Here is a 21,701-nt window from a genome sequence, read left to right as displayed (position 1 = left end):
CTTCAGTCGTCGTATGGATCGTCGACTTCGGCGGTGCCCCAGCCCTCGACGGCCCGGGAGTGGTCGATCACGGCGAAGACCGAACCGTCCGGGTCGGCGAGGATCGCCATCCGGCCGTACGGGGTGTCGTAGGGCTGGACCACGACGGCGCCGCCGAGCATCAGGGCCTGTCCGGCCGCGGCGTCCGCGCCGCGAGCCGGGTCGAGCCCGAGATAGACCATCCAGTGCGGGGGAGTGTCCGGCCGGTACTCCGAGCCCATGACGTACCGGTACAGCACCGGTTCGTGCTCGATGAGCCATTCGGCGTAGTCGAGCGAAGCGCCGTCGCCGATCTGGTGGCTGGTGTAGTTGAAGAGGCGGCAGTAGAAGTGATCCGCCGCGGCGCCGTCGTGGGTGTTGAGGTCCGCACCGCTGAAGGTGTTCGGCACCCCTGTCGCGAACTCCCAGGTGGCGGGCGGCTCCCACAAGACGACGTGCGCGCCGCACGCGTCGACGGCGTGGACGATGTTGCCGCGATGCGGGATCGCCATCGGCCCGAGCGTGACCCGGCCACCGAGACTGTCCACCCATTCGGCGGCGGCGGCCGCCTGGTGCACCGAGATGTGGACGCTCCAGCCGGACGGCCCCTCCGCGCCCGCGCGGTACAGGCCACCGGTCGGGACGCCGTTCAGGGTCGCGATCGAGTACCGGCCGGTCGGCGTCGCCGGATCACGCTGAACGATGAACTCCCAGTCGAAAAGCCCGCTGTAGAAGGCTTGTGCGGCCGCTTCGTCTCTGCACGCGAGCTCGATCCAGCACGGGATTCCTGAAGGTATGACGGAAGTGTGGGCGGCCGAGCCAAGCGACATGCGGTTCTCCCTTACCGGTGGGAGTAAAGTCTAGTCGCTGACCGCATTGTTTCCGTTAAAGATTTCGACCCGGATACCCCGGAACCCGGCCCGGTGTCCCTTCGTTGGAGCTTCCGTGCGCTGGTTTCCCCGAGCCCTCTCCTCCTCCCGCCGCGGCGGCGAGGAGGTGCTGCCGAGCCCGAACATCTGGTATTACCAAAAGGCCTACGAGGTCGAAAACCGCGCGCAGGACGTCGACGACGAGATCTGGCGCGTGCTCGCCGGCTCTCGCGATTGGTCCGGGGCGGACGTCCTCGACATCGGCTGTGGTGACGGTTTCCATCTGCCGCGGTTCGCCGCGACGGCGCGGTCGGTGGTCGGGGTCGAACCCCATGAGCCGCTCGTCCGCGACGCGCGGAACCGGGTGGGGCGGCTGGCGAACGTCGAGGTGCGGCAAGGGCGTGCGCAGCGGCTTCCCTTGCCGGACGCGGCTTTCGACGTCGTCCACGCGCGCACCGCGTACTTCTTCGGCCCCGGTTGCGAACCTGGTCTTCGCGAAGCGGAGCGGGTGCTGCGCCCGGGTGGGCTGATGATGATCGTGGATCTCGATGTGACGAGTGAGCCCTACGGCCGCTGGATGCGGCTGGATCTGCCGCATTACGACCCGCCCGGTGTCGAGAAGTTCTTCGCCCGTCAGGGATTCGACTGCCGCAAGGTGATGACGCGGTGGTCGTTCGAAGACGCCGCCGCGATGGAAGCGGTGCTGAAGATCGAGTTCAGCGCACCTGTCGCCGCGAAGGCGATCGCGGAGGTCTGCCGCCTCAACGAGGTTTCGTCAGGAGCCGGGGAGAAGCAGGTGACGCTGCCGGTGGGCTATCGCGTGCATACGCGCGTCAAGCCCACCGGCCTCGTCGTGCCGGATCACTCCGTGTCCTCGTCGGATGCCTCGTCCGGAGTGGTGTCCTCGGCCTCGCCGAGGATCCCGTAGATCGTCCGGCGTGCCTCGTTGAGCACGTCGACGGTGCGGGCCTGCTGGCTTTCGCTGCCGGCGTGCATGACCTGCGCGACCGCCGCGGCCAGCGTCGCGCCCGCCTTGCGCAGGTTCACCTCGACCGGGTCGACGTCGTGGGCGATCTGCTCCCACGGCGGGACGGCGTCCTGCTGCTCGGCCGCGGAACGGCCGGATTCGGTGAGTTCGAACAGCTTCTTGCCGTTCTCGTCCTTGCTGATCACCAGGCCTTCGTCGGCCAGCATCTGCAGGGTCGGGTAGACCGAGCCGGGGCTCGGCTTCCAGAAGCCGCCGCTGCGTTCGCCGATCTCGCGGATGATCTCGTACCCGTGCCTCGGCTGCTCGGACAGCAGCGCCAGGATGGCGGCGCGGACGTCACCGCGTTTGCCGCGCCGCCCACCGGGTCCGCCGCGGCGGCCGTGCCGGTGCCGGTGGCCCGGTCCGCCAGGCCCCGGGGGAAGTCGCCGAAGCCGCCGCGTGCCCAAGGCCCGAAGGCGGGTCGGCCGTGTTCTGGGGGAAAGGTCGTCGTCGCATGATGGAAATCCTCTCTTCGTAATGTTCCGACTCATTCACGATATATCGGAAACGGTCGTACGACAACCTCTTTCGTGTGAGTTGGGTCTCAGTGGCTTGTGGTGTGGTGATCTGGGGAACAGTGATCGGGGCGGCCCGGGGGCGGAGAAGGTGGACATGGGAGACTGGGTGGGCTATGACTGCCCTCCCTCTCGTCTTCGACGCGCCCAAGCGTGGCCTCCCGCCGCGCCACCTCGCCGATCTCACCGCCGCCGAGCGGGCCGCGGCCGTCGCCGAGCTGGGTGAGAAGCCGTTCCGCGCGAAGCAGCTTTCGAACCACTACTTCTCGCGGCTCACGGTGAACCCGGAGGAGATGACCGACATCCCGGCGGCGTCGCGGGAGAAGCTCGTCGGCGATCTGATGCCGACGCTGCTCACCGAGGTCAAGGCGCTCGCCTGCGACGACGGGACCACCCGCAAGACCTTGTGGCGCGCGCACGACGGGACGCTGCTGGAGAGCGTGCTGATGCGCTACCCGGACCGCGCGACCCTGTGCATCTCGAGCCAGGCGGGCTGCGGCATGGCGTGCCCCTTCTGCGCGACCGGGCAGGGCGGCCTCGACCGGAACCTGTCGACCGCCGAGATCGTCGACCAGGTCCGTTCCGCCGCCGCCGTGATGCGCGACGGGCTCATGCCCGGCGGCCCCGGCCGTCTGTCGAACATCGTCTTCATGGGCATGGGCGAGCCGCTCGCGAACTACAAGCGGGTGGTGGCGGCGGTCCGGCGGATCACCGATCCCTCGCCGGAGGGGCTCGGTATCGGTCAGCGTTCGGTGACCGTGTCGACGGTGGGTCTCGCGCCGGCGATCCGGAAGCTGGCGGACGAGAAGATGCAGGTGCGCCTGGCGGTTTCGCTGCACACGCCGGACGACGAACTGCGGGACACGCTGGTGCCGGTGAACGAGCGCTGGTCGGTGGACGAGGTGCTGTCCGCCGCGCGGTACTACGCGGACACCTCCGGTCGTCGCGTGTCGATCGAGTACGCGCTGATCCGGGACGTCAACGACCAGCCTTGGCGTGCCGAGCTGCTGGCGAAACGGCTTCGCCAGCACCTGGGCCAGCTGGTGCACGTGAACGTGATCCCGCTGAACCCGACGCCGGGAAGCAAGTGGGACGCCTCGCCGAAGCCGGTGGAGCGGGAGTTCGTCCGGCTGGTGAACGCGGGCGGTGTGGCGTGCACGGTGCGTGACACGCGTGGTCAGGAGATCGCGGCGGCGTGCGGTCAGCTCGCCGCCGAGAACTGAGTTTCCTTTCAGTGATGGAGATTTTGTCGTGATGTATGCCCCCAGCCTGCTGGATCCGGCTGCGGAGGAGCTGAAGCTCGCGGACGTGCTCGGCCGTGGCGCGACCGGTGTCGCGCGCGAGGCCAGGACGTTGCTCGGTGAGCGGTTCAGCTCGGTGACCTTCATGTACGTCCTGATGCGGGCGTTCGAGGTGGAGTACACGGCGGCGCGGGACGCTTCGCGGTGGCACGAGTTCCACGGCGGGCCGTATGCGCTGTCGGACGCCGACCTCGAAGCCCTGCTGGCGCCCTGGCTCGGCGCGCCGGCCGCGTCGATCACCGCGTAGGCAGGATCGACGCGGCCGTCCTTTGTGGATGGTCAGCTCGATTCGTGCGGAACGGGCCGGTAGACGAGCTCCTGGATACGCCCGTCGAACGTCCGGCTCTCGAGCAGTTCGAGGTCGAAGTCGGCCGCGCCCTGGAAGATCGAGCCTGCCCCGGTCCTTCCGGTGATCACCGGGAAGACCGTCACCTGCACGCGATCCACCAGACCGGCGGCCATCAGCGCCCGGTTCATCGCGAGGCCGCCGTGCGAGCGAAGCGGCACTTCGGATTCCTCCTTGAGCCGGGCGACGACGTCGACCGCGTCCCCGCTCACGACGGTCGCGTCCGGCCAGTCGAGCGGCTCCCGCAGCGTGGACGAGACGACCGTCGCCGGCAGGTGCTTCAGCCGGGAGACCCACGGATCCAGCGCCTCGACGTCCGGGGTCTCCGCGTTGAGCATCTCCATGTTCGCCCGGAACGTGGTGGCGCCGAAGACCATCCGCTGCTCCTCCGAGTACAGCGCGAGGCGGTGGTCGAGGAATTCAGGGCCTTGCTTGCCCCAGTAGCCGCCCCAATCGCCGGTGTGGGAGCCGTAGCCGTCGAGGCTGGAAAAGACGTCGAACGTGTAGATCGCGGTCATGATGCTCCTTCGGTGAGTTCGTCTCTCACCCTGGCTACGAACGCGTCCGGTGCCGATCGACATCGGCGGCGGAAATTCTTCGCGGGACGGCGAAGTGGCAGGATGCGGGCGTGTACTGCCTTCAAGCCGTCATCGTCACCGAGTCCGCGCGGAGCCGATTGCTCGATGCGATCGAAGGCGCGCGGCTGGTGTCGCTCGGACACGGCCTGTCGCTGATGCCGGTGATCGAGGCGCCGTTCGACACCGGGCCGCTCGCCGCGTGTTCCCAGGACGGAGCAGTGGCGTACGTCGAGGCCGAGTACTTCGGTGGTACAGGGACGCAGTCCGCGCAGGTGTGGGAGCGCGGCGAGACCGTCCTCGGCCCGCTGCACGTCGGCGAAGACGAACCCGGCCCGGCCGATGGCAGTCCGATCTCCCAGGCGCTTCGGCGGCTGGGCGTGCTCAAGGGCGACCACTTCGACGAGTTCGATGCCGCCGGGCTCGGCAGGCATCGCGTCACCGACGATTGGCTGTCCGCCTAAGCGTCCTTCGCGCTGGGCTGGACGGACCAGTCACGCGGCGGTCTTCATCGACGGCGGCGACACTCGATGAAGACTCGAAGGAGGTGGACCGGATGTCCGCGACCAAGGCGAGACAGGTGCGCCGCAACAAGGCCGTCCAGGTGCTCGGACGGATCGGCATGGGCTGCTACGGCTTGGTGTACCTGCTCATCGGATACCTGGCGGTGCGCGTCGCCGTCGGCGGTGGCGGCCAGGAGGCCGACGGCCGCGGCGCGATCGCCGAGGTCGGTTCGACCGCGGCGGGCGGGGTGCTGTTGTGGGTACTGGCGGCAGGGCTGGTGGCCTATGGCCTGTGGCAGGGATTGCTGGCCGCGGTGGGCTACACCTGGATCGACAGGCAGCGCACTCGCACCGTCAAGCGGGTGACGTCCGGAGTGCGCTGCCTGGTCGGGATCTCGCTCGGTGTGTATGCGGCCAAGGTCGCCATGGGCGCGGGGGAACAGGGCAGTGGCGACCAGAAGCAGCAGGAGTTCACCGCGTGGCTGCTCGGGTTGCCCGCCGGCCCGTTCCTGGTGACCGTGGTGGCCGTCATCGTGTTCGGTGTCGCGGTGGGTTCGGCGGTGAAGGGGATACGCCGGACCTTCGAACAGGATCTCGATCTCGCGAAGCTCCCGTCGGGAACCCGGCGGTGGGTGGAGCGGCTGGGCCGGATCGGTTACGTGGCAAGGGGTTTCGTCTTCGGTGTGGTCGCGGTACTGGTCGGGTACGCGGCGCTGACGCATGATCCGTCCCGTTCCGGCGGGCTCGACGCGGCCCTCCGGACCTTGGCCGCCCAGCCGTTCGGCACGGTGCTGCTCATCGTGGTGGCCGCCGGGGTCGCGGCCTTCGGTGTGTACTGCGTCGGGGCGGCACGCGCGCAGCGTGGCTGAGCCTCAGGAGAACTGGATCCCGCCGTCGATCATCACCGACTGGCCGGTCATGTAGTCGGAATCCGGGGAAGCGAGGTACGACACGTACGACGCCACGTCCTCGGGAACGGAGACCCGCCCGAGATGGATCAGGTTCGAGTACTTCTCGATCGCCTGGCCCTTCCGGATTCCTTCCGATTCCGCCAGTTTCATCGTCGATGAGGTCCCACATGGCGGTTCCGACGATGCCGGGGCAGTACGCGTTGACGGTGATGCCGTGCCGTGCCCATTCCATCGCGGCGGCCTGGGTCAGCCCGCGCACCGCCCATTTCGACGCGGAATAGTGGCCCAGCAAGGCGAACGGGCGGTGGGCGACGATGGACGCCGCGCCGATGATCTTCCCGCCGTTCCCCTGTTCGATCATCTGCTTCGCCGCGGCCTGGTAGCAGAGGAAGATGCCGCGCGCGTTGACGGCCATCATCCGGTCCCAGTCCTCGGGGTCACTTCGAGCAGCGGCAGGACCTGCGCGATCCCCGCGTTCGCGACCATGACGTCGAGAGAACCCAGCGCGGCGGCGGTTTCGCCGACCATGGCGGTGACGGACGCCGGGTCCGAGACGTCCGCGGTGAGCGCCGCCGAGCGCCGTCCCGTTTCGCGGATCTCCTTGGCGACGGCTTCGAGTTCCGCTTCGTTGGCGGCGACGTCGTTGACCGCGACGTCGTGTCCGTCGGCGGCGAGCCGGAGCGCGATGCCCTTGCCGATCCCTCGTGCCGCACCGGTGACGAGTACGTTCTTGCTCATGCGCTGAACTCCTTTGTTCGCCTGGGCTTGACCGAAAGGTAGGGGCGGCGGCGGTACCGGGGGAGGGGCGTCGTGTCTCACTTTGAGACACCGGGGTTCAGAGCGCGGACGCGGCGCGGTAGTCCTTCGGCGAGGTGCCGATGAGCCGGGTGAACATCGTCGAGAACGCGGCGGGGCTCTCGTAGCCGAGCGAGGCGGCGATCGCGGCGATGGGCAGGCCGTCCGACAGCAGTGACAGGGAATGCAGGACGCAGGCCCGCTGCCGCCAGCGGGCGAAACCCATCCCGGTCTCCGCGGTGAAGAGCCGGTTCAGCGTCCGCTCGCTCACGTGCAGCCGCCCGGCCCAGGCACCCGCCGGATCGTGGATGTCCGGAGCGTCCAAAAAGGACTCGCACAGCGCGCGCAGCCGTTCGTGCTTCGGCAGCGGGAGGTCGAGCCGGACCGGGGCGGACCGGCGGATCTCGTGCAGGGCCAGCCCGATGACCGCGGCGTCCCGTCCCCGGGAGGCGTACAGCTCCGGCACTTCCACGGCCTCGTTCAGAAGTTCCCGCAGCAGCGCGGACACTTCGACGACCTGGCAGCGGCGCGGGAACCACGGCACCGCCTTCGGCTCGATGTACAGGCTCCTGGTGCTCACGTTCGTCGTGAAGACCTGATGGACGGTCTCCGGCGGGACGAGCACCGCGCGCCGGGTCGGGATGGTCCACGTGCCGTCGGCCGTTTCGACCCGCATCGATCCCGTCGCGCTGTAGAGGAACTGCGCCCGCCGGTGCCGATGCGGGAGGATCCGGTGCCCCGGTGGGTAATCGGTGCGGATCGCCACCACCGCGCGGTCGAGGCGGTCGACCTCGTCGATGGGGATGTCGCGCATCTCACCGAGCCTACGCCGGGTGTCCGATCCGCGAAAGAAACTGGCGCTCTTTCGAATGCCCGCCGTGCCCGCCGGGCCTACCGTCGAGGGAGTGCTGATCGAGATCTCGGTGCTCCTCGGGTTCGGTTGCCTGAGCGGCGTCACCACCGTCCTTTTCGGATTCGGCGGCGGCTTCGTCACCGTGCCCGTCGTCTACGCCTTCGCGCTCGCCGATCCGGGACACGCATCGGGCGCGATGCACGTGGCGGTGGCCACGTCGACCGCGGTGATGGTGGTCAACGCCGGGAGCGCGACCCTCGCCCAGCTTCGGACGGGGCGGCTCCGCCGCGACTACCTGTGGCCGCTCATCGCCTTCATCGGTCTGGGCGCCGTGCTCGGGTCCTTCGCCGCCACCGTGGCAGACGAGAGTGTCCTGCGCTGGCTCTTCGTCGCCTACCTCGCGCTGACCATCGTCGACAGCGCCGCCCGGAAGGGGTTCGTGAGCAGGCGGGACGATGACGGGCCGCGCGCTCTCGGCGGGATCACCGCCATCGCGGGCGGGACCGGGATCGGTGCCGTCGCGAGCTTCCTCGGCGTCGGGGGCAGCGTCCTCACCGTGCCGCTCATGCGGCGCAAGGGACTGCCGATGGCCGACGCGACCGCGCTGGCGAATCCGCTGAGCCTGCCCGTGGCGGTGATCGGCACGGCCGTCTACGCCTTCGCGGCGACGGGCACGGCTTCGGGCGCCGCTCACGTCGGCTACGTCGACCTGGTGGCCGCGGGCGCGCTGCTGTGCGGGTCGCTGCCGACCATCGCGGTGACGCGCCGGATGGTCGGCCGGATCCCGGACCGCGCGCACGCGATCGCGTACCTCGGCCTGCTCGCCGCCGCGCTGATCGCCGTAGTCATCCGATGAGTTTCCGCGAAGTCAAGTCTTGACAAGGAATCAAGGAACTGGCAAGGGGTTATCGGCAGGCAAAGATCCGACGAATCCTCTATCTCTTTTCCGGATCTTGCGCCAAGATCTCCCGCATGAAACTGAGATCGATCACCAAACGCATGTTCGTTCTCGGGCTGCTGACGGTTCTCGGCACCACCGGGGCGACGTCGGTGGCCACCGCCGAACCCCAGACACCGCCCGCCGACGTCAACGCGACCGGGCTGCCGCGCGGCGGCTGGGAACCGATCGGCCCGAACAGCGTCGGCGGACTGCTCGCCGCTTCGCCCGCCGGGCTGGCGATGATGCAGCCGAGCCCGCCCGCGCTCTGGCTTTCCGGCGATCGCGGCGCATCGTGGAGCGTGCGCCGCGGACTGCCTCAAGACACCTCCATCCAGGGATTCTTCGTCGATCCGGCGAACCCGGACCGGATCCTCGCGGTGGGCAACAAACCGGCGGGCTTCCTCGGCGAGTGGCGCGGCGTGCTGGTGCGGACCACCGACCGCGGCCAGACCTGGGAGACCCTGCGCGAGTGGTACCCCGACGGCGCGTTCGGCATGGCCACGGACCCGACCGGCCGGGTCGTCGTGGTGCAGAACATGGATTCGCTGAGCGTCAGCACCGACGGTGGTGAGCACTGGAACGACGTGCCGAGGACCTGGCCGCGCGAGGGGAACGCCTCCCCGGTCGGCGCGCTCAAGCTCATCATGGTCGGCGACGACGCCTACCTCACGACGGTCCTCCCCGAGTACGCCCTTTGGGTGGTCCGCGGGGTCAGTGGCAAGGAGCCGCAGGCCGAACTCGTCTACCGGACCAACGGCGAGATCAACCAGGTCGCTTCGGACGGCGAGCGGCTCGTGGTCACGGTCGGTCCCGAACTGCACGGCTCCACCGACGGCGGCAAGACCTGGACGGTGCTGCGCCGCGATCCCGGCGAGCAGACCCTGCGCGAACCGCGCTTCCTCGGTGGACGTCTGTACGTGTCGACGTATAACGACATAGACGTCAGCGCGGACTTCGGCCGCACCTGGACCCGCAAACCGGTCCCCGCGGCGGGCGAAGGCGTCAGCGACATGATCGACCTCCCCGCCGGACCGGGTAAACCCGCCACCACGCTGATCTCCTCGCTCTACCGAGGGGTGTACGCGGACGAGGGCAAGCGGGGCTACCGGCAGATCGGCGTCCCCGGCGAATCCATGCGCGACCTCGTGACCACCGGGAACCTGCTGCGCGAGAGCGTCGTCGCGGCGGGCGTGCAGGAGATCTACAACACCCCGCTCCCGCGCGGCAAGGTGGCCGCGGCGGACCGGGTCTGGCAGTCGCACCCGGCCGACCGGCTGCACGAGGACGCGCGTCTGTCGGTCTCGCCGGGCCGCCCGGACGTCGTCTGGCAGGTCACCCGTAACGGGTTCTCGCTCGACGTGCTCCGCAGCGGCGACGGCGGACGGACCTGGCAGTTCGCCGCGAAGGCGAAGGAAGGCCTCCCCAGGACGATCTTCGCCCACCCGGCCGATCCGGACCGGGTGCTCGTCTCGGCCTTCGCGCCCAGCGGTTACGTGCTCTACCGCAGCAACGATGCCGGGAAGACCTGGGAAAAGCTCGCGACCGACAACGGCTTCATCGCGTTCGCCGGTGATCCCTGGAACCCGGACCGGGTCTGGGGCGGGGACTCCGACGGCCTGTCCCGGTCGGACGACGGCGGCAAGACCTGGACCCACGTCACCAGCCAACCGGTCAGTTCGATCTCGATCAGCCGATGGGGTGGCGGCCGCATGCTCATCGGCGGCGCGGGCATCCACCTGAGCGAGGACGGCGGCAAGACGTTCCGCCGGGTCCTCGACGGCGAGGACCCCCGTGAGATCAGCCGGATCCTGCCGCACCCGTTCGACTTCCGGGTGTGGTTCGCGAGCAATTCGACCGGCGGCGGCGTGCTGCGCAGCACGGACTTCGGCCGCACCTGGTCGCCCGTGCCCGGCGCGCTGCCCGATCCCAGGGTGCTCTCCCTGGCGGTCAGCGCGGACGGCCGGTATCTGTTCGCCGGCACCGCGCAGTCCGGCGCGTACCGGCTGACGCTGTACTGAGTCCGAGACGCTTCGTGGCCGGAGAAGGTTCCGGCCACGAAGCGTTTACGCGTGCCTCGCCGGATGTCAGAGTCGGGGACATGGCCATCGACGTCGCCGCACTCCGGCTCCATTTCCCTTCCCTCGCCGACGGAACCGCCTTCTTCGACGGACCCGCGGGTACCCAGACACCCCGGGCGGTCGCCGACGCCATCGCCGGGACGCTGACCGGTCCGTTGTCGAACCGGGGCAAGGTCACTCCGTCCGAACTCAACGCGGAGAACGCCGTCTCGGGGTTCCGCGACGCCTACGCGGACTTCCTCGGCGTACCTGCCGAAGGCGTCGTCCACGGCCGCAGCGCCACCCAGCTGACGTACGACTTTTCCCGGCACCTGGCCAAAAGCTGGCGCGAGGGCGACGAGATCGTCGTCAGCCGTCTCGATCACGACGCCAACGTCCGGCCGTGGGTCCAGGCCGCCGAACGTGCCGGGATGACCGTCCGGCGGCTCGACATCGACCCCGAGACCACCGAACTCGACCTCGATTCCCTGGTCCTCACCGAACGGACGAGGCTGGTCGCGGTGACGGCGGCTTCGAACGTCCTCGGCACCAAACCGCCGATCCGCCGGATCGCCGATCTCGCCCACGACGCCGGGGCGCTGGTGTTCGTGGACGGAGTGCACTACGCCGCCCACGAACTGGTGGACGTGCCCGCGCTCGGAGCGGATTTCTTCGTCTGCTCGCCGTACAAGTTCCTCGGCCCGCACTGCGGGGTGCTCGGCGCGTCGCCCGCCCTGCTCGAAACCGTCGAGCCGGACAAGCTCATGCCGTCGCCCGACACCGTGCCCGAGCGGTTCGAATTCGGCACGCTGCCCTACGAGATGCTCGCGGGCGCCACGGCGGCGGTGGACTTCCTCGCCGCGCTGGACCCCGGAGCGGGCGGGACACGACGAGAACGGCTCGCGAACTCGATGAACTCGTTGCACGAGCACGAAAGCGCGTTGCGCGCCAAGCTGGAGAAGGGGCTGGGCGACGCCGTCACCGTCCACTGCAAGGCGGCGGACCGGACCCCGACCGTCCTGATGAGCCTCGGCGGCCGCGAGCGCGAGGCGCAACGGCTTCTCGCCGAAAGGAACATCGTCGCGCCGGCGGGATCTTTCTACGCCTACGAAGTGTTCGCGGCCTTGAAGCTGGAGGATCCGGCGCTTCGGGTCGGGCTCGCTCCGTACACCAGCATCGACGACGTGGACAGGTTGCTGGACGGGCTTTCGACGTTCGGGTGAGGACCACAGTGGACACGGCCGCCGCGCTTTTCTTGTGGGCTGAAAGCTCCTTTCGCCGCGTCTGATGCGACGAAAGGAGCTTTCGGCCCTGGCCGCCGGCACAGTCCCGCGTCCGCCGCACTCCCGACTTCGCCGAGCCCTGACCGCCAGAGGCCGGAACTCCTGGAGGCAACCCCGGGATGCCTTACCTCCCGTAACCCGAACAGGTTGGATTTCCTCGCCGTCTCCAGGAGCCGTACTACCGTTCGGTCATGATCGACAACGGGAGGTTCGCGATGCGTTTCCGGTCGGTGGCCGCTTCTGTTCTTCTCGGTTGCGCGCTGTGCGTGGCGCCCGCGGCACTCGGGGCCGGGCCCTCGTCGCTCGCGATCCAGCCCTGCCCCGAGGTCAACGATCCGCCCGACTACAAGATCTCGAACGGTGCCAAGGCCTGGATGAAGACGAACCTGCGCAGCGACTACCTGCGCGGGCCGGGCACGATCACCTACAACAAGACGACGACCTCTTCGGTCAACGCCTCCATCACCGGCACGACCAGCGCCGAGGCGGGTGTCATCTTCGCGAAGGCGAGTGTCTCGCTGGCGGTGAGCGTCGGCGCGAGCTACTCGAAGGCCGATTCGTGGTCCTACGCCGCGACTGTGCCCGCGGGGAAGACGTTGCGGCTTCAGCAGTACAAGGAAGGCCGTTCGTTCACCGTGCAGAAGTACCGGATCGTCCCGCCCTGCAAGGTGAAGTACCTCTGGAAGAAGAACGCCGTCGCACCGGTGAAGAGCCCGAGTTATCTGTGGCAGCTGGTCGGCTGATCGTCGCTTTGGGGCCGATCACAAGAGTCGTCCGCCCGATCTTGTGATCGGCCCCATGGACCTACGGTGACCGTACCGACACCCTGAGAAGGAGCGCCGTGGGCGACGGGCCCTGGCGGAACGGGACGGGTGACCACCATGGGGAGACTTCGCGCACGGACACTGATCGCCGGGATGGTCGCGGTCACCACCGTCGGCCTCGCGCCCGCCGCGACGGCCGCGACCGGCATCGACACCCGGTGGAGTGAACCAGGCCCGTACGCGGTGACCGTCGAAGCCCTCGACAGCGCGCACACCGTGTACCGGCCTTCCCGGCTGGAGAGGCATCCGGTGATCCTGTGGGGCAACGGGACCGGTGCGAATCCGAAGATCTATGACGGCCTGCTGCGGCATCTGGCCTCCCACGGTTTCGTCGTCGCGGCGGCCGACACGCCGAACGCCGGTTCAGGGCAGGAGATGCTGGCCGGAGCCACGACCTTGATCGCCGAGAACTCCCGTCCCGGCAGCCGCTACGAGGGGAAGATCGACACCGCGCACATCGGCGCCACCGGGCATTCCCAGGGCGGGGGCGGGGCGATCGTCGCCGGAGCCGACCCGCGCGTCACCACCACGATCCCGATCGAGCCGGGACCGCAGGGCTCCGCCACGGCGCTCAAGGGCCCTTCGTTCTTCCTCGGCGGCCAGTTCGACACCATCGTCATCCCCGCGTTGCTGGTCATTCCGCGCTACCGCCTCGCGGACCAGGTCCCCGCGGTCTACGGCGAACTCGGCGGGGCGACCCATTTCACGCCCGTCGGCGACGGAGGCGGGTTCCGTGGCGCGATCACGGCGTGGTTCCGGTTCTGGCTTTCCGGCGACGAACGGGCCCGTGCGGAGTTCTTCGGCCCGTCCTGCGGATTGTGCCGCGACGGCGCGTGGTCCGATGTCCAGCGCAACGCGAAGGCGCTGGCCGTTCCGGGAGCTTGATCGCCGTTCTTGTCGGTGGTCCGGGCTAGGGTCTGCCTCAGCAGCCTGACCTGGAGGGATACCCGTCATGACCACTCTCGACAACCGGCCGAACACCGCGCTCCTCGTCGTCGACGTCCAGAACGCGGTCGTCGACGACGGATACGAGCGCGACGCCGTGGTCGCGAACATCGGCGGTCTCGTCGGCAAGGCACGGCGGGAAGGCGTCCCGGTCGTGTGGGTGCAGCACTCCGACGACGAGCTCGTGCGCGGGAGCGAGGAATGGCGCATCGTCGGCGAGCTGGAGCGGGAGGAAACCGAGTCACTCGTCGAAAAGTCCTACGGGGACTCGTTCGAGGACACCGATCTGGAGAAGGTGCTGGCCGAACGCGGTGTCGGACGGCTCGTGGTCGTCGGGGCCGAGACCGACGCCTGCATCCGTTCGACGCTGCACGGCGCCATCGTCCGCGGCTACGACGCGACGCTGGTCGGCGACGCGCATACGACCGGGGACAAGTCGGCGAGCGGGGGGATCACTCCGGAGCAGGCCATCGCGCACACGAACCGCTACTGGCGGTTTCACGTCGCGCCCGGCCGGAAGGGAGGGACGGTGATGAGCGAAGACGTCGATTTCACCGGCTGAGCGGTTTCACGGCGTTCCCGGCCAGTGAGCGAGCAGCAGTCCGGCGTCACCGGTGAAAGTGTTGTGACAGTGGGACTTCGCCGCTTGCAGCACACGGCGGGCGATTTCGGGCGGTACGTTCCCGGCGTTGGCGTCCAGGCTTCCGGCGAGTGAGAACCGCGCGCCGTCGGCGGAACGCGCGTCCGAGAGGCCTTCGGTGTGCAGGACGAGGAGATCTCCGGGCCGGAGACGGGCGGTCGAGACACGGCCGGGCGTCCCGGCGCCGAACGGCGATCGCCGCGCACTGTCCACTGTGGTCGCTCCGTGCCCGGTACCGAGCACGAGCGGTGCTTCGCCACCGGCTTCCAGGTGGCGCAGGTTCCCGAGGGCGAGGTCCACCTCGGCCAGGGTCCCGCGGACGGTCGCGCCGACGCCGAACCGCGTCGAAAGCGCTTTGTCGACAGCCCTTTCCTGTCCGTGCAGGCCGTGGCCTTCGCGGCGGGCGGCCCGGTAGGCCGCGAGTGCCGCCGACACCACCAGGCCCGCGGAGCCGGCGCCGCGGCCCGCGTCGAAGATCGCCAGCCATGCCGTCGTTTCGGAGAGGGCGTAGTCGAAAGTGACGCCGCGAAGGTCGTAGGCGGGCTCGACGCCGCCTGCCACCACGACGTCGCGCGTCGCCGCCGTCAACGGGGCAGGTGCTGCCAGAGCAGTTCGGCGGTGGGGCCGCGCCGCCGGCGGCGACGCGTCAGGTCGAGGCCGTCGCCGTAGCGCATCGCGGCGGCGAGGAGGTGGCCGGACAGTGACGCGAGCCAGCGGCACTGTGTGCGCAGCATGGGGTCGTTGAGGTCCGTGTTCGCGTCGGCTTCGAGCTCGAGCACGCCCACGCGCTCGTCGCCGTCCAGCAGCGTCGCCCACAGGCGCGGCCCGGCCGGGTCTTCGTCCAGCATGGTGCCCGCCTGCCGGTACGCCTGCCCGGCGGTGCTGTTCTCGATGGCCAGCGGTACCCGGCCGGGCGACGGCCCGGGAAACGGGATGAGCCGGTGCTGGTCGTAGTCGGCGAGATAGACGGCTATCCGGAGGTCGAGCGCGCGCCCCGCCGCGGCGATGACCTCGGGCAGCCGCTCCGGGGCGACCCGGTGGGCGCCGTCGAGAAGTCCCACCAGGGCGGCCAGCGGGCCGCGAGGGCGGATGTCCTCACCGGTGTCGCGGCTGTACGGCGCGCGTCGTGCGCCGGAGACCTCGTCGAGGCGCTCGTTGACCGCGTGGGCCACCATGTCCCGTTGGATCCTGGGCAAGGGGAACAACCCCTGCAGGAACGCCTCCAGTTCGACTTCGCTGACGTCACCGCCGAGCGCGAAGTACCTCAGCCACAGCTGCTCCACCGTGAGCCCGGTGCGCGCGAAGCAGGCCGCGACGATCCGCCGCTGCTCCTCGGCCTGGAGCGAGGACACAGTGACCACCCCCGGAGTGCTCGGCGATACGCGGCCCGGATACCAACCGGGCCCCCGGATGAAACATGGCCGGGAGGTGCCGCGTTACGCCAGGTGGCCGAGCGGTTCATCGACGGCGCGCCCGGAAGAGACGATCCGGGACGGGCCGAACGTGGGTCGCGGTAGGCGGGGTGATCGCATTCGGCTAAGGTCGGCTTCCGAAAGCGGTTCTGAGCGTTGAGAAGTTAGCGCCGATCCGCCGGTAACCGGGTTGGTTGCGGCGGTTGATGGTGCGCGCTCGGCGCCGGTTCCCGCCGGTGGCTCCCGTGGTGCATCACGCCGATGTGCAGAAGTGGGAGAGGCGGGCTTTGGACGATGAAATCGACTGGCAGCGGGACAAGAACCGATTCGTCGAGGATGTCGGCGACGGCGAACTGCCGGTGACCTCCGAAAACGGCGCCCGGCTCCTCGCCGGGCCACTGGTCAACCAGTTCGTGTCCCTGACCAGGGCGCTGCTGGATTCCGGCTCGATCGCGGCCGTACTCGAACGAGTGGTCTTCGCGACGCGTGACCTGGTGCCGGGTGCGGATCTGGTCAGCGTCACCCTCCTCGATCCCGACGGCGGGTTCCACACCCCGATGGGCACCGACGAGATCGCCGGCGAACTGGACCAGTTGCAGTATCAGTACGGCGAGGGTGCCTGTGTCGAAGCGGCGCGGGTTTCGGGACCGGCGGCGGCCTTCAGCGACAACCTCGCGGAAGACGCCCGATGGCCGCGCTTCGGCCCCGCCGCCGCGGCGCTCGGGTTCCACTCGCTGGTCTCGACGGCCTTGCTGCCGGAAGCGTCGAGTTCGCAGCTTTCCGGCGCGCTGAACGTCTACTCGCGCCGTCCGCACGGCATCGCCAGGGCCGACCGCGACGTGTTGCTGCTTCTGGCGACGCACGCGTCGCTGGCTTTGGCGACGACGCACGCGGTCACGCGCGGTCAGCTCCAAGAGGAGCAGCTGCAGCAGGCGCTGGACAGCCGGGACGCGATCGGGCAGGCCAAGGGCATCCTGATGGCGCGGCGCGGGATCGACGCCGCGGAGGCGTTCGAGGTGTTGCGGCATACGTCGCAGAACATGAACGTCAAACTCCGGGAACTGGCGGAGATGCTGTCCAAACGGCATACGGAACTGCAATTGCCCGACTGAGCGGGTGGGCGCCACTACGATCGCGATCATGGGTTTCGGCGAGCTGGAGTTGTCGCGGACGTTCGAGTGGCGTGGCCGTTCGGTGGCGTGGGAGCGCCTCGGCGAAGGCGCCCCGGTGGTGCTGTGCCACGGGACACCGTGGTCGGCGCAACTGTGGGCGCCCTTCGCACGAGCGCTCAGCGAGGAGTTCGCGGTCCACGTCTGGGACATGCCCGGATACGGCGGTTCGTCGAAGGACCCCGGCCACGCGGTCGATCTCGGTACGCAGGGCGAGCTCTTCGCCGACCTGCTCAGGTATTGGGGCTGGCCGCTCCGCACGTGATCGCCCACGACTACGGCGGTGCCGTTTCGCTGCGCGCGAAGCTGTTGCACGGTGCGGAATACGCCTCGCTCGCGCTGGTGGACGTCGTCGCGCTGCGGCCATGGGGTTCGGAGTTCTTCCGGCTCGTCGCCGAGAACGCCGAGGTCTTCCAGGCGCAACCCCCGGCGGTGCACAGGGGTGCGCTCGAGTCCTACATCGGGACGGCCTCCCATCGTGGTCTCACCGGCGCGCAACTGGCCACGCTGACCGGCCCTTGGCTGGACGAGGCGGGGCAACGCGCCTTCTACCGGCAGATCGCCGAGGCGGACGTCCGGTACACCGACGAGATCCAGGACCGCTATCCGGAACTCGCGTTGCCGGTGAAGGTGATCTGGGGCGCGGACGACACGTGGATCCCGGTGGACCGCGCGGAACAGCTCGCCGGCGCGATTCCCGGTGCCCTCCTGGACGTCATTCCCGATGCCGGGCATCTGATCCAGTACGACGCGCCGGTCGAACTGGCCTTTTCCCTGCACCGGTGGCTCACCGCGGAAGTGGGCCGGTGGGGACCAGCCGGGAGCGGACGCTGAACGGCGCCGCCAAGATCAACATCGTTCCATTCGGATATTAGAAGTCGTCTACGTGATATCCGGCCACGTATGCGCTCGAAAGCAGTGCGCCGTGACATTCCGCCGTCGAGGGGCCGAAACCGATCGGCACCCAATGCCCGACGGTGTACCAAAAGGAGGATCCGGACGCGCAGTGGGCGACCACCCGGTACGTTTCCGAGTGTCTCGGCAGCGAGAAGCAGGTCGTCGAAATGCCCTCACCGAAGAGGATTCCGTAGCGATCGCTGTCGCATCCGTAGGGCGGGAACTGGCCTTCGGTCGCCGCGGCGGCCGGCGAGGCGGCCAGGAAACCGGCCGCCGAAAAGGCGGCCATGGCTAAAGCGGCGATTTTCTTCTTCATTGTTTCTCCCGCGTCTGGTGCCCAGTGGAAAGGCCAGATTAGCTGCACGGAAGAATTGTCGTGAATTCATCGGGCAGGTGAAACGAGAACGCGTGCGGTGAACCGCGCTGCTCCGAAAGGGCGTCGCCCGCCCCTCTTCTGAGTTCCCGGCTCCCCTTTTGGCCTAGCGTCGCCGGTACTGCGCCGGGGAGGTGATGGTGGACCGGTCCTCATAGGATCCGGGCCTGCCGCGGTCGACGTGGAACGTCGTCAAGGTGCTCACCGGGGAGCGCGGGTCGCGCCGGTCGCCGATCACCCGCATGTGCGTGCTCCAGCGGCGCGGGGTGACCTCGTAGACGTCGTAGCCGTACCGGTCGCCCTCGAAGTACTTGAGGTGCGGGTTCGCCGCGCCCATCTTCGGTCCGTTCGTGGCGTTCCACTCAGGGGAGTAGGCGCCGGAGGTGATCGAATGCGCGGTGAACTCCGTGCCGATCACCGGGGTGGCGGGATCCGCGAAGTCCGCGCGGATGTCGTCGACGAACGCGGAATGCCAGTCGCCGGTGATCACCACGAGGTCTTCGAGGCCGCTCTGCGCCACGTGGGTCAGCACCTCCTTGCGTTCGGCGAGGAAACCGTCCCACTGGTCCGTGAACATGTAGCCGCCGCCGGGCTTCGCCAGCTGGCTCAACATGATCGAGTTCACCCAGCAGTGCCAGGCCTCGCCCGCACCGGTCACCTGGTCCTTGAGCCACGCCTTCTGGTCGGCGCCGAGGATCGTGCCGTCGGGAAGGTTCTGCGCCGACCGGTACTGCCGCAAGTCCAAAATGGACAGATCGAGGAGGTCGCCCCAGCGGCGCTGCCGGTGGATCCTCGGCGTCGAGGGGTGGTCCGGGCGCACCGGCATATGCTCGAACCAGGCCTGATACGCCGCAGAGCGCCGGGCCCGCAGTGCCGGGGTGGTGCCGCTGTAGTCGTTGACGACCTCGTGGTCGTCCCAGGTGACGAACCAGGGGTGGGCCGCGTGGGCGTCCCGCAGTGAGGGGTCGGATTTGTAGAGCGCGTGCCGCCGCCGGTACGCGGGCAGGGTCAGCACCTCGGGACCCTCGTGGTCGCGCAGCGGGTTGCCGCCGACCTGACCGTGCTCGTAGACGTAGTCGCCGAGGTGGACGACGAAGTCCAGCTCCTCCCGCGCGATCCCGGCGTGCGCCGCGTAGAACCCGTCGTGGAACGCCTGGCAGTTCGCCGAGGCGAACCGCACCCGCCGCACCGGTCCGACCGGCGCGGTGCGGGTGCGGCCGACCCGGCTGACCTTCCCGAGCGCGTGGAAGCGGTAGTAATACTGCGAGCCCGGCTCCAGCCCGGACACCGGCACGTGCACGCTGTGCCCGAGCCCGGCGGTGGCGGCCGCCGTCCCGCGCGCCACGCGGCGGCGGAACCCGCGGTCGGTGGCCACCTCCCAGCCGACCTCGACGGTGTCGTCCAGCGGCTGCTCGAACTCCATCGGTTTCGGCGCGAGCCTGGTCCAGAGGGCGACGCCGTACGGGACCGGGTCGCCGGACGCGACGCCCAGCGTGAACGGCGCTTCGTCCCAGGTCGCGCCCAGTGCGGCGGCGGCCTCCTCGGCCTGCGCGACCGTCATCCGCGAACTCAACGGCCAAGCCAGCCCCAGCGCGCCCGCGGTGGCGGCGCCTCGCAACAGGTCCCGGCGGTTGACGGACATCGGTGGTCTCCTCGGCGCTCGTCGGATCGCTCTCCGACACCGAACACCGCCGAGATGACCGGAGATCGACGTGGGGGAGAACATCAGACGGTGATGACGACCTTGCCGCTCGTATGTCCTTCCCGTACGTAGCGGACCGCTTCGGGTGCCTCGGCCAGCGAGTAGGCCCGGTCGATGACCGGCGTCAGCTTCCCGGCCTCGATGAGGGCGCGCAGCGTCTGCAGATCGTCGTGGTTCTCCGTGGAGAAGAGGCCGCGCAGCTTCTGCTTCACGAACGGCCCGAGCACGAGCGCCCGCAGATTGCGGCCCATCGCGCCGATCCATTTCCCCTCGCTCTCGCCACCGACGAGGACGAGGGTTCCCCGCGGGGTAAGGGACTTCCGCAGCGAGGTCAGCGACCGGTTGCCGGCGGTGTCGACGATGAGGTCGTAGCCGCCGCCGAAGTCCTCGCGGGTGTAGTCGAAGACCCGGGTCGCGCCGAGCGAACGCACCAGGCCGACCTTGCCGGTGCCGCAGACGCCGTCCACCTCGGCGCCGAACGCCTTGGCGATCTGCACCGCGAAGGTGCCCACGCCGCCGCCCGCGCCGATGATCAGGACCTTCTGCCGGGGAGCGACCCGGCCTCTGTCCCGGAGGGCTTGGAGCGCGGTGAAAGCGGAGATCGGGATGGCCGCCGCTTCGTCGAAGCCGAGCCGCTCGGGTTTCCGGGCGATCTTGTCCACTGTGGTCAGTGCGTACTCGGCGAAAGATCCTTGACAGGTACCGAAAACCTCGTCGCCGGGGCGGAATCGCGTCACGTCGCCGCCGACGGCGTGCACGACACCGGCGAAGTCCAGCCCGCGAACACGGGCCTTCGGTCTCCGTACCCCGAAACCCATCAGCCGCACCAGATACGGAGAGCCCTCCATGAGGTGCCAGACTCCGGGATCGACCCCCGCCGCCCGGATCCGCACGACCACACCGTCCGGCCCCGCTTCGGGTTCGGGTAGATCGGCGGGCTTCAGGACGTCGGCGGTGCCGTACTCGTTCTGGACGATCGCCTTCACGGCGGCCTCTTTTCCTAGTCTGGGTACTGAAAAACGTCGTCGAGCCCGACGCCGAACACACGGGCTATCTGGAAGGCCATCTCGAGCGACGGCGAGTAGCGGCCTTGCTCGATCGCGATGACCGTCTGGCGGGTGACGCCGATCCGGTCCGCGAGTTCGGCCTGGGTCATCTCGCCCTCGGCGAACCGCAGGGCGCGGATGGAGTTCGTGACCTTGGTCGGTTTCACCATGCCTGGAATCCCCAGCGGTACGCGGCGATCTTCGCGATCGAGCCGAGCAGGGACGCGCACACGAAGGCGAGGTAGACGGCGTTGGCGATCCAGAAGTGGTCCAGTTCCGCCATCGCCATGACGAGCGCCGCGACGCCGCCGATCACGACGAACGACTGTCCGATGTACTCACCGAACCGGTCGATCTCGCGGTCTCGCTGGTCTTTGCGGCCGGCGTCACGCGGTGAGGCGATCGCCGCGGCGATGTTCAGCACGATCGAGGCCGCGATGGCCGCCCCGATCGTCCACAGCAACGTCGCCACGTAGGGGACATCGACGAGCGGGCCGGAGCCCGCCCGGCCGAGGACGACGACCAGATACGCCGCGTAGGCGCAGATCGTGACCACCACCATGATCCATGCGCGTTTCTCTTCCATCGCCACGAGAGCCAAGGTAAAGAGTTCTAGACATCATGTCAAATATCCTTTACATCGACACCGAGAACTAGTTCGTGATACAAATAGTGCGTACTACGAACTTAAGGAGTGGTG

24 protein-coding genes and 2 pseudogenes are annotated in these 21,701 nt (G+C 69.0%); 13 read left to right on the top strand and 13 right to left on the bottom strand.

Annotation, left to right across the window (positions count from 1 at the left end; translation table 11 throughout):
• Nucleotides 1–2: 2 nt before the first annotated feature.
• The gene (locus MJQ72_RS28815) at nucleotides 3–848 is read right to left on the bottom strand and encodes a VOC family protein (RefSeq protein ID WP_240594225.1); all 846 of its coding nucleotides are present in this window, start codon (nucleotides 846–848) and stop codon (nucleotides 3–5) included.
• Nucleotides 849–963: 115 nt separating this feature from the next.
• Between MJQ72_RS28815 and MJQ72_RS28810 the strand changes: the two genes are divergently transcribed.
• A complete protein-coding gene (locus MJQ72_RS28810) occupies nucleotides 964–1,815 on the top strand; it encodes a class I SAM-dependent methyltransferase (protein WP_240594224.1) in 852 nt (283 codons plus the stop codon).
• On the opposite strand, the gene MJQ72_RS28805 is transcribed toward MJQ72_RS28810, so the two are convergent.
• On the bottom strand, nucleotides 1,749–2,321 hold the full coding sequence (locus MJQ72_RS28805) for a PadR family transcriptional regulator (protein WP_240594223.1): 573 nt from the start codon (nucleotides 2,319–2,321) through the stop codon (nucleotides 1,749–1,751). The two genes, MJQ72_RS28810 and MJQ72_RS28805, sit on opposite strands and share 67 nt — an antisense overlap.
• Nucleotides 2,322–2,545: 224 nt before the next feature.
• Between MJQ72_RS28805 and rlmN the strand changes: the two genes are divergently transcribed.
• Nucleotides 2,546–3,652 (top strand): 23S rRNA (adenine(2503)-C(2))-methyltransferase RlmN, encoded by a 1,107-nt coding sequence (gene rlmN, locus MJQ72_RS28800; RefSeq protein ID WP_240594222.1) that lies wholly within the window; start codon nucleotides 2,546–2,548, stop codon nucleotides 3,650–3,652.
• Nucleotides 3,653–3,683: 31 nt separating this feature from the next.
• Complete coding sequence (locus MJQ72_RS28795) at nucleotides 3,684–3,977, top strand: hypothetical protein (RefSeq protein ID WP_240594221.1); 294 nt, start codon at nucleotides 3,684–3,686, stop codon at nucleotides 3,975–3,977.
• A gap of 32 nt (nucleotides 3,978–4,009) precedes the next feature.
• Here the strand turns inward: MJQ72_RS28795 and MJQ72_RS28790 are convergent, their stop codons facing one another.
• Complete coding sequence (locus MJQ72_RS28790; protein WP_240594220.1) at nucleotides 4,010–4,594, bottom strand: dihydrofolate reductase family protein; 585 nt, start codon at nucleotides 4,592–4,594, stop codon at nucleotides 4,010–4,012.
• A 110-nt stretch (nucleotides 4,595–4,704) separates the two neighbouring features.
• Between MJQ72_RS28790 and MJQ72_RS28785 the strand changes: the two genes are divergently transcribed.
• Together MJQ72_RS28785 and MJQ72_RS28780 are read left to right on the top strand one after the other, a co-directional pair.
• A complete protein-coding gene (locus MJQ72_RS28785) occupies nucleotides 4,705–5,115 on the top strand; it encodes a hypothetical protein (RefSeq protein WP_240594219.1) in 411 nt (136 codons plus the stop codon).
• Between the two features lie 92 nt (nucleotides 5,116–5,207).
• Nucleotides 5,208–6,023 carry a DUF1206 domain-containing protein gene (locus tag MJQ72_RS28780; RefSeq protein ID WP_240594218.1) on the top strand — a complete coding sequence of 272 codons (816 nt, stop codon included), beginning with the start codon at nucleotides 5,208–5,210 and terminating at the stop codon, nucleotides 6,021–6,023.
• Between the two features lie 3 nt (nucleotides 6,024–6,026).
• Here the strand turns inward: MJQ72_RS28780 and MJQ72_RS44700 are convergent, their stop codons facing one another.
• The 3 genes and pseudogenes from MJQ72_RS44700 to MJQ72_RS28770 all read right to left on the bottom strand — a co-directional run bounded on the left by MJQ72_RS44700 (nucleotide 6,027) and on the right by MJQ72_RS28770 (nucleotide 7,674).
• Nucleotides 6,027–6,215, bottom strand: coding sequence for an SDR family oxidoreductase (locus MJQ72_RS44700; RefSeq protein ID WP_256464211.1), 189 nt, complete (start codon nucleotides 6,213–6,215; stop codon nucleotides 6,027–6,029).
• 61 nt (nucleotides 6,216–6,276) lie between these two features.
• A pseudogene (locus MJQ72_RS28775) lies at nucleotides 6,277–6,803 on the bottom strand (SDR family NAD(P)-dependent oxidoreductase); the annotation flags it as partial.
• Nucleotides 6,804–6,900: 97 nt separating this feature from the next.
• Complete coding sequence (locus MJQ72_RS28770) at nucleotides 6,901–7,674, bottom strand: helix-turn-helix domain-containing protein (protein ID WP_240594217.1); 774 nt, start codon at nucleotides 7,672–7,674, stop codon at nucleotides 6,901–6,903.
• A 91-nt stretch (nucleotides 7,675–7,765) separates the two neighbouring features.
• Between MJQ72_RS28770 and MJQ72_RS28765 the strand changes: the two genes are divergently transcribed.
• The 6 genes from MJQ72_RS28765 (at nucleotide 7,766) to MJQ72_RS28740 (ending at nucleotide 14,324) form a co-directional block, all read left to right on the top strand.
• Nucleotides 7,766–8,569: a sulfite exporter TauE/SafE family protein gene (locus MJQ72_RS28765; RefSeq protein WP_240601444.1), complete on the top strand. Its 804-nt coding sequence runs from the start codon at nucleotides 7,766–7,768 to the stop codon at nucleotides 8,567–8,569.
• Nucleotides 8,570–8,685: 116 nt separating this feature from the next.
• Nucleotides 8,686–10,671, top strand: a complete 1,986-nt coding sequence (locus MJQ72_RS28760; protein WP_240594216.1) for a peptidase S8/S53 subtilisin kexin sedolisin — start codon at nucleotides 8,686–8,688, stop codon at nucleotides 10,669–10,671.
• A gap of 80 nt (nucleotides 10,672–10,751) precedes the next feature.
• Nucleotides 10,752–11,933: a cysteine desulfurase-like protein gene (locus MJQ72_RS28755; RefSeq protein ID WP_240594215.1), complete on the top strand. Its 1,182-nt coding sequence runs from the start codon at nucleotides 10,752–10,754 to the stop codon at nucleotides 11,931–11,933.
• Nucleotides 11,934–12,184: 251 nt separating this feature from the next.
• A complete protein-coding gene (locus MJQ72_RS28750) occupies nucleotides 12,185–12,736 on the top strand; it encodes a hypothetical protein (RefSeq protein ID WP_063270762.1) in 552 nt (183 codons plus the stop codon).
• Between the two features lie 138 nt (nucleotides 12,737–12,874).
• Nucleotides 12,875–13,702 (top strand): acetylxylan esterase, encoded by an 828-nt coding sequence (locus MJQ72_RS28745; protein WP_240594214.1) that lies wholly within the window; start codon nucleotides 12,875–12,877, stop codon nucleotides 13,700–13,702.
• A gap of 67 nt (nucleotides 13,703–13,769) precedes the next feature.
• Complete coding sequence (locus MJQ72_RS28740) at nucleotides 13,770–14,324, top strand: isochorismatase family protein (RefSeq protein ID WP_240594213.1); 555 nt, start codon at nucleotides 13,770–13,772, stop codon at nucleotides 14,322–14,324.
• Nucleotides 14,325–14,330: 6 nt separating this feature from the next.
• On the opposite strand, the gene MJQ72_RS28735 is transcribed toward MJQ72_RS28740, so the two are convergent.
• Nucleotides 14,331–14,990 (bottom strand): SpoIIE family protein phosphatase, encoded by a 660-nt coding sequence (locus MJQ72_RS28735; RefSeq protein WP_240594212.1) that lies wholly within the window; start codon nucleotides 14,988–14,990, stop codon nucleotides 14,331–14,333.
• A complete protein-coding gene (locus tag MJQ72_RS28730; RefSeq protein WP_240594211.1) occupies nucleotides 14,987–15,754 on the bottom strand; it encodes a hypothetical protein in 768 nt (255 codons plus the stop codon). Before MJQ72_RS28730 ends, MJQ72_RS28735 begins: the two co-directional genes overlap by 4 nt.
• A 347-nt stretch (nucleotides 15,755–16,101) precedes the next feature.
• Here MJQ72_RS28730 and MJQ72_RS28725 point away from each other — a divergent pair, with 347 nt between their 5' ends.
• Both MJQ72_RS28725 and MJQ72_RS28720 read left to right on the top strand, forming a co-directional pair.
• The gene (locus MJQ72_RS28725) at nucleotides 16,102–16,926 is read left to right on the top strand and encodes an ANTAR domain-containing protein (RefSeq protein ID WP_395868912.1); all 825 of its coding nucleotides are present in this window, start codon (nucleotides 16,102–16,104) and stop codon (nucleotides 16,924–16,926) included.
• Nucleotides 16,927–16,954: 28 nt separating this feature from the next.
• Nucleotides 16,955–17,817: pseudogene (locus MJQ72_RS28720) on the top strand (alpha/beta fold hydrolase).
• Between the two features lie 37 nt (nucleotides 17,818–17,854).
• Here the strand turns inward: MJQ72_RS28720 and MJQ72_RS28715 are convergent.
• The 5 genes from MJQ72_RS28715 to MJQ72_RS28695 all read right to left on the bottom strand — a co-directional run bounded on the left by MJQ72_RS28715 (nucleotide 17,855) and on the right by MJQ72_RS28695 (nucleotide 21,587).
• Nucleotides 17,855–18,196, bottom strand: coding sequence for a hypothetical protein (locus tag MJQ72_RS28715; protein WP_240601442.1), 342 nt, complete (start codon nucleotides 18,194–18,196; stop codon nucleotides 17,855–17,857).
• 163 nt (nucleotides 18,197–18,359) lie between these two features.
• Nucleotides 18,360–19,895, bottom strand: coding sequence for an alkaline phosphatase (locus MJQ72_RS28710; RefSeq protein WP_240594210.1), 1,536 nt, complete (start codon nucleotides 19,893–19,895; stop codon nucleotides 18,360–18,362).
• 83 nt (nucleotides 19,896–19,978) lie between these two features.
• Complete coding sequence (locus MJQ72_RS28705) at nucleotides 19,979–20,941, bottom strand: NAD(P)-dependent alcohol dehydrogenase (RefSeq protein ID WP_240594209.1); 963 nt, start codon at nucleotides 20,939–20,941, stop codon at nucleotides 19,979–19,981.
• 14 nt (nucleotides 20,942–20,955) lie between these two features.
• On the bottom strand, nucleotides 20,956–21,171 hold the full coding sequence (locus tag MJQ72_RS28700; RefSeq protein WP_240594208.1) for a helix-turn-helix transcriptional regulator: 216 nt from the start codon (nucleotides 21,169–21,171) through the stop codon (nucleotides 20,956–20,958).
• Nucleotides 21,165–21,587, bottom strand: coding sequence for a hypothetical protein (locus tag MJQ72_RS28695; protein WP_240601441.1), 423 nt, complete (start codon nucleotides 21,585–21,587; stop codon nucleotides 21,165–21,167). The genes MJQ72_RS28700 and MJQ72_RS28695 overlap by 7 nt, the downstream gene beginning before the upstream one ends.
• Nucleotides 21,588–21,701: the final 114 nt, after the last annotated feature.

This window comes from Amycolatopsis sp. EV170708-02-1 (assembly GCF_022479115.1).
Lineage (GTDB): Bacteria > Actinomycetota > Actinomycetes > Mycobacteriales > Pseudonocardiaceae > Amycolatopsis.
The sequence above is the reverse complement of the archived record's forward strand: the minus strand, read 5'-3'. Positions and strand labels throughout refer to the sequence as shown.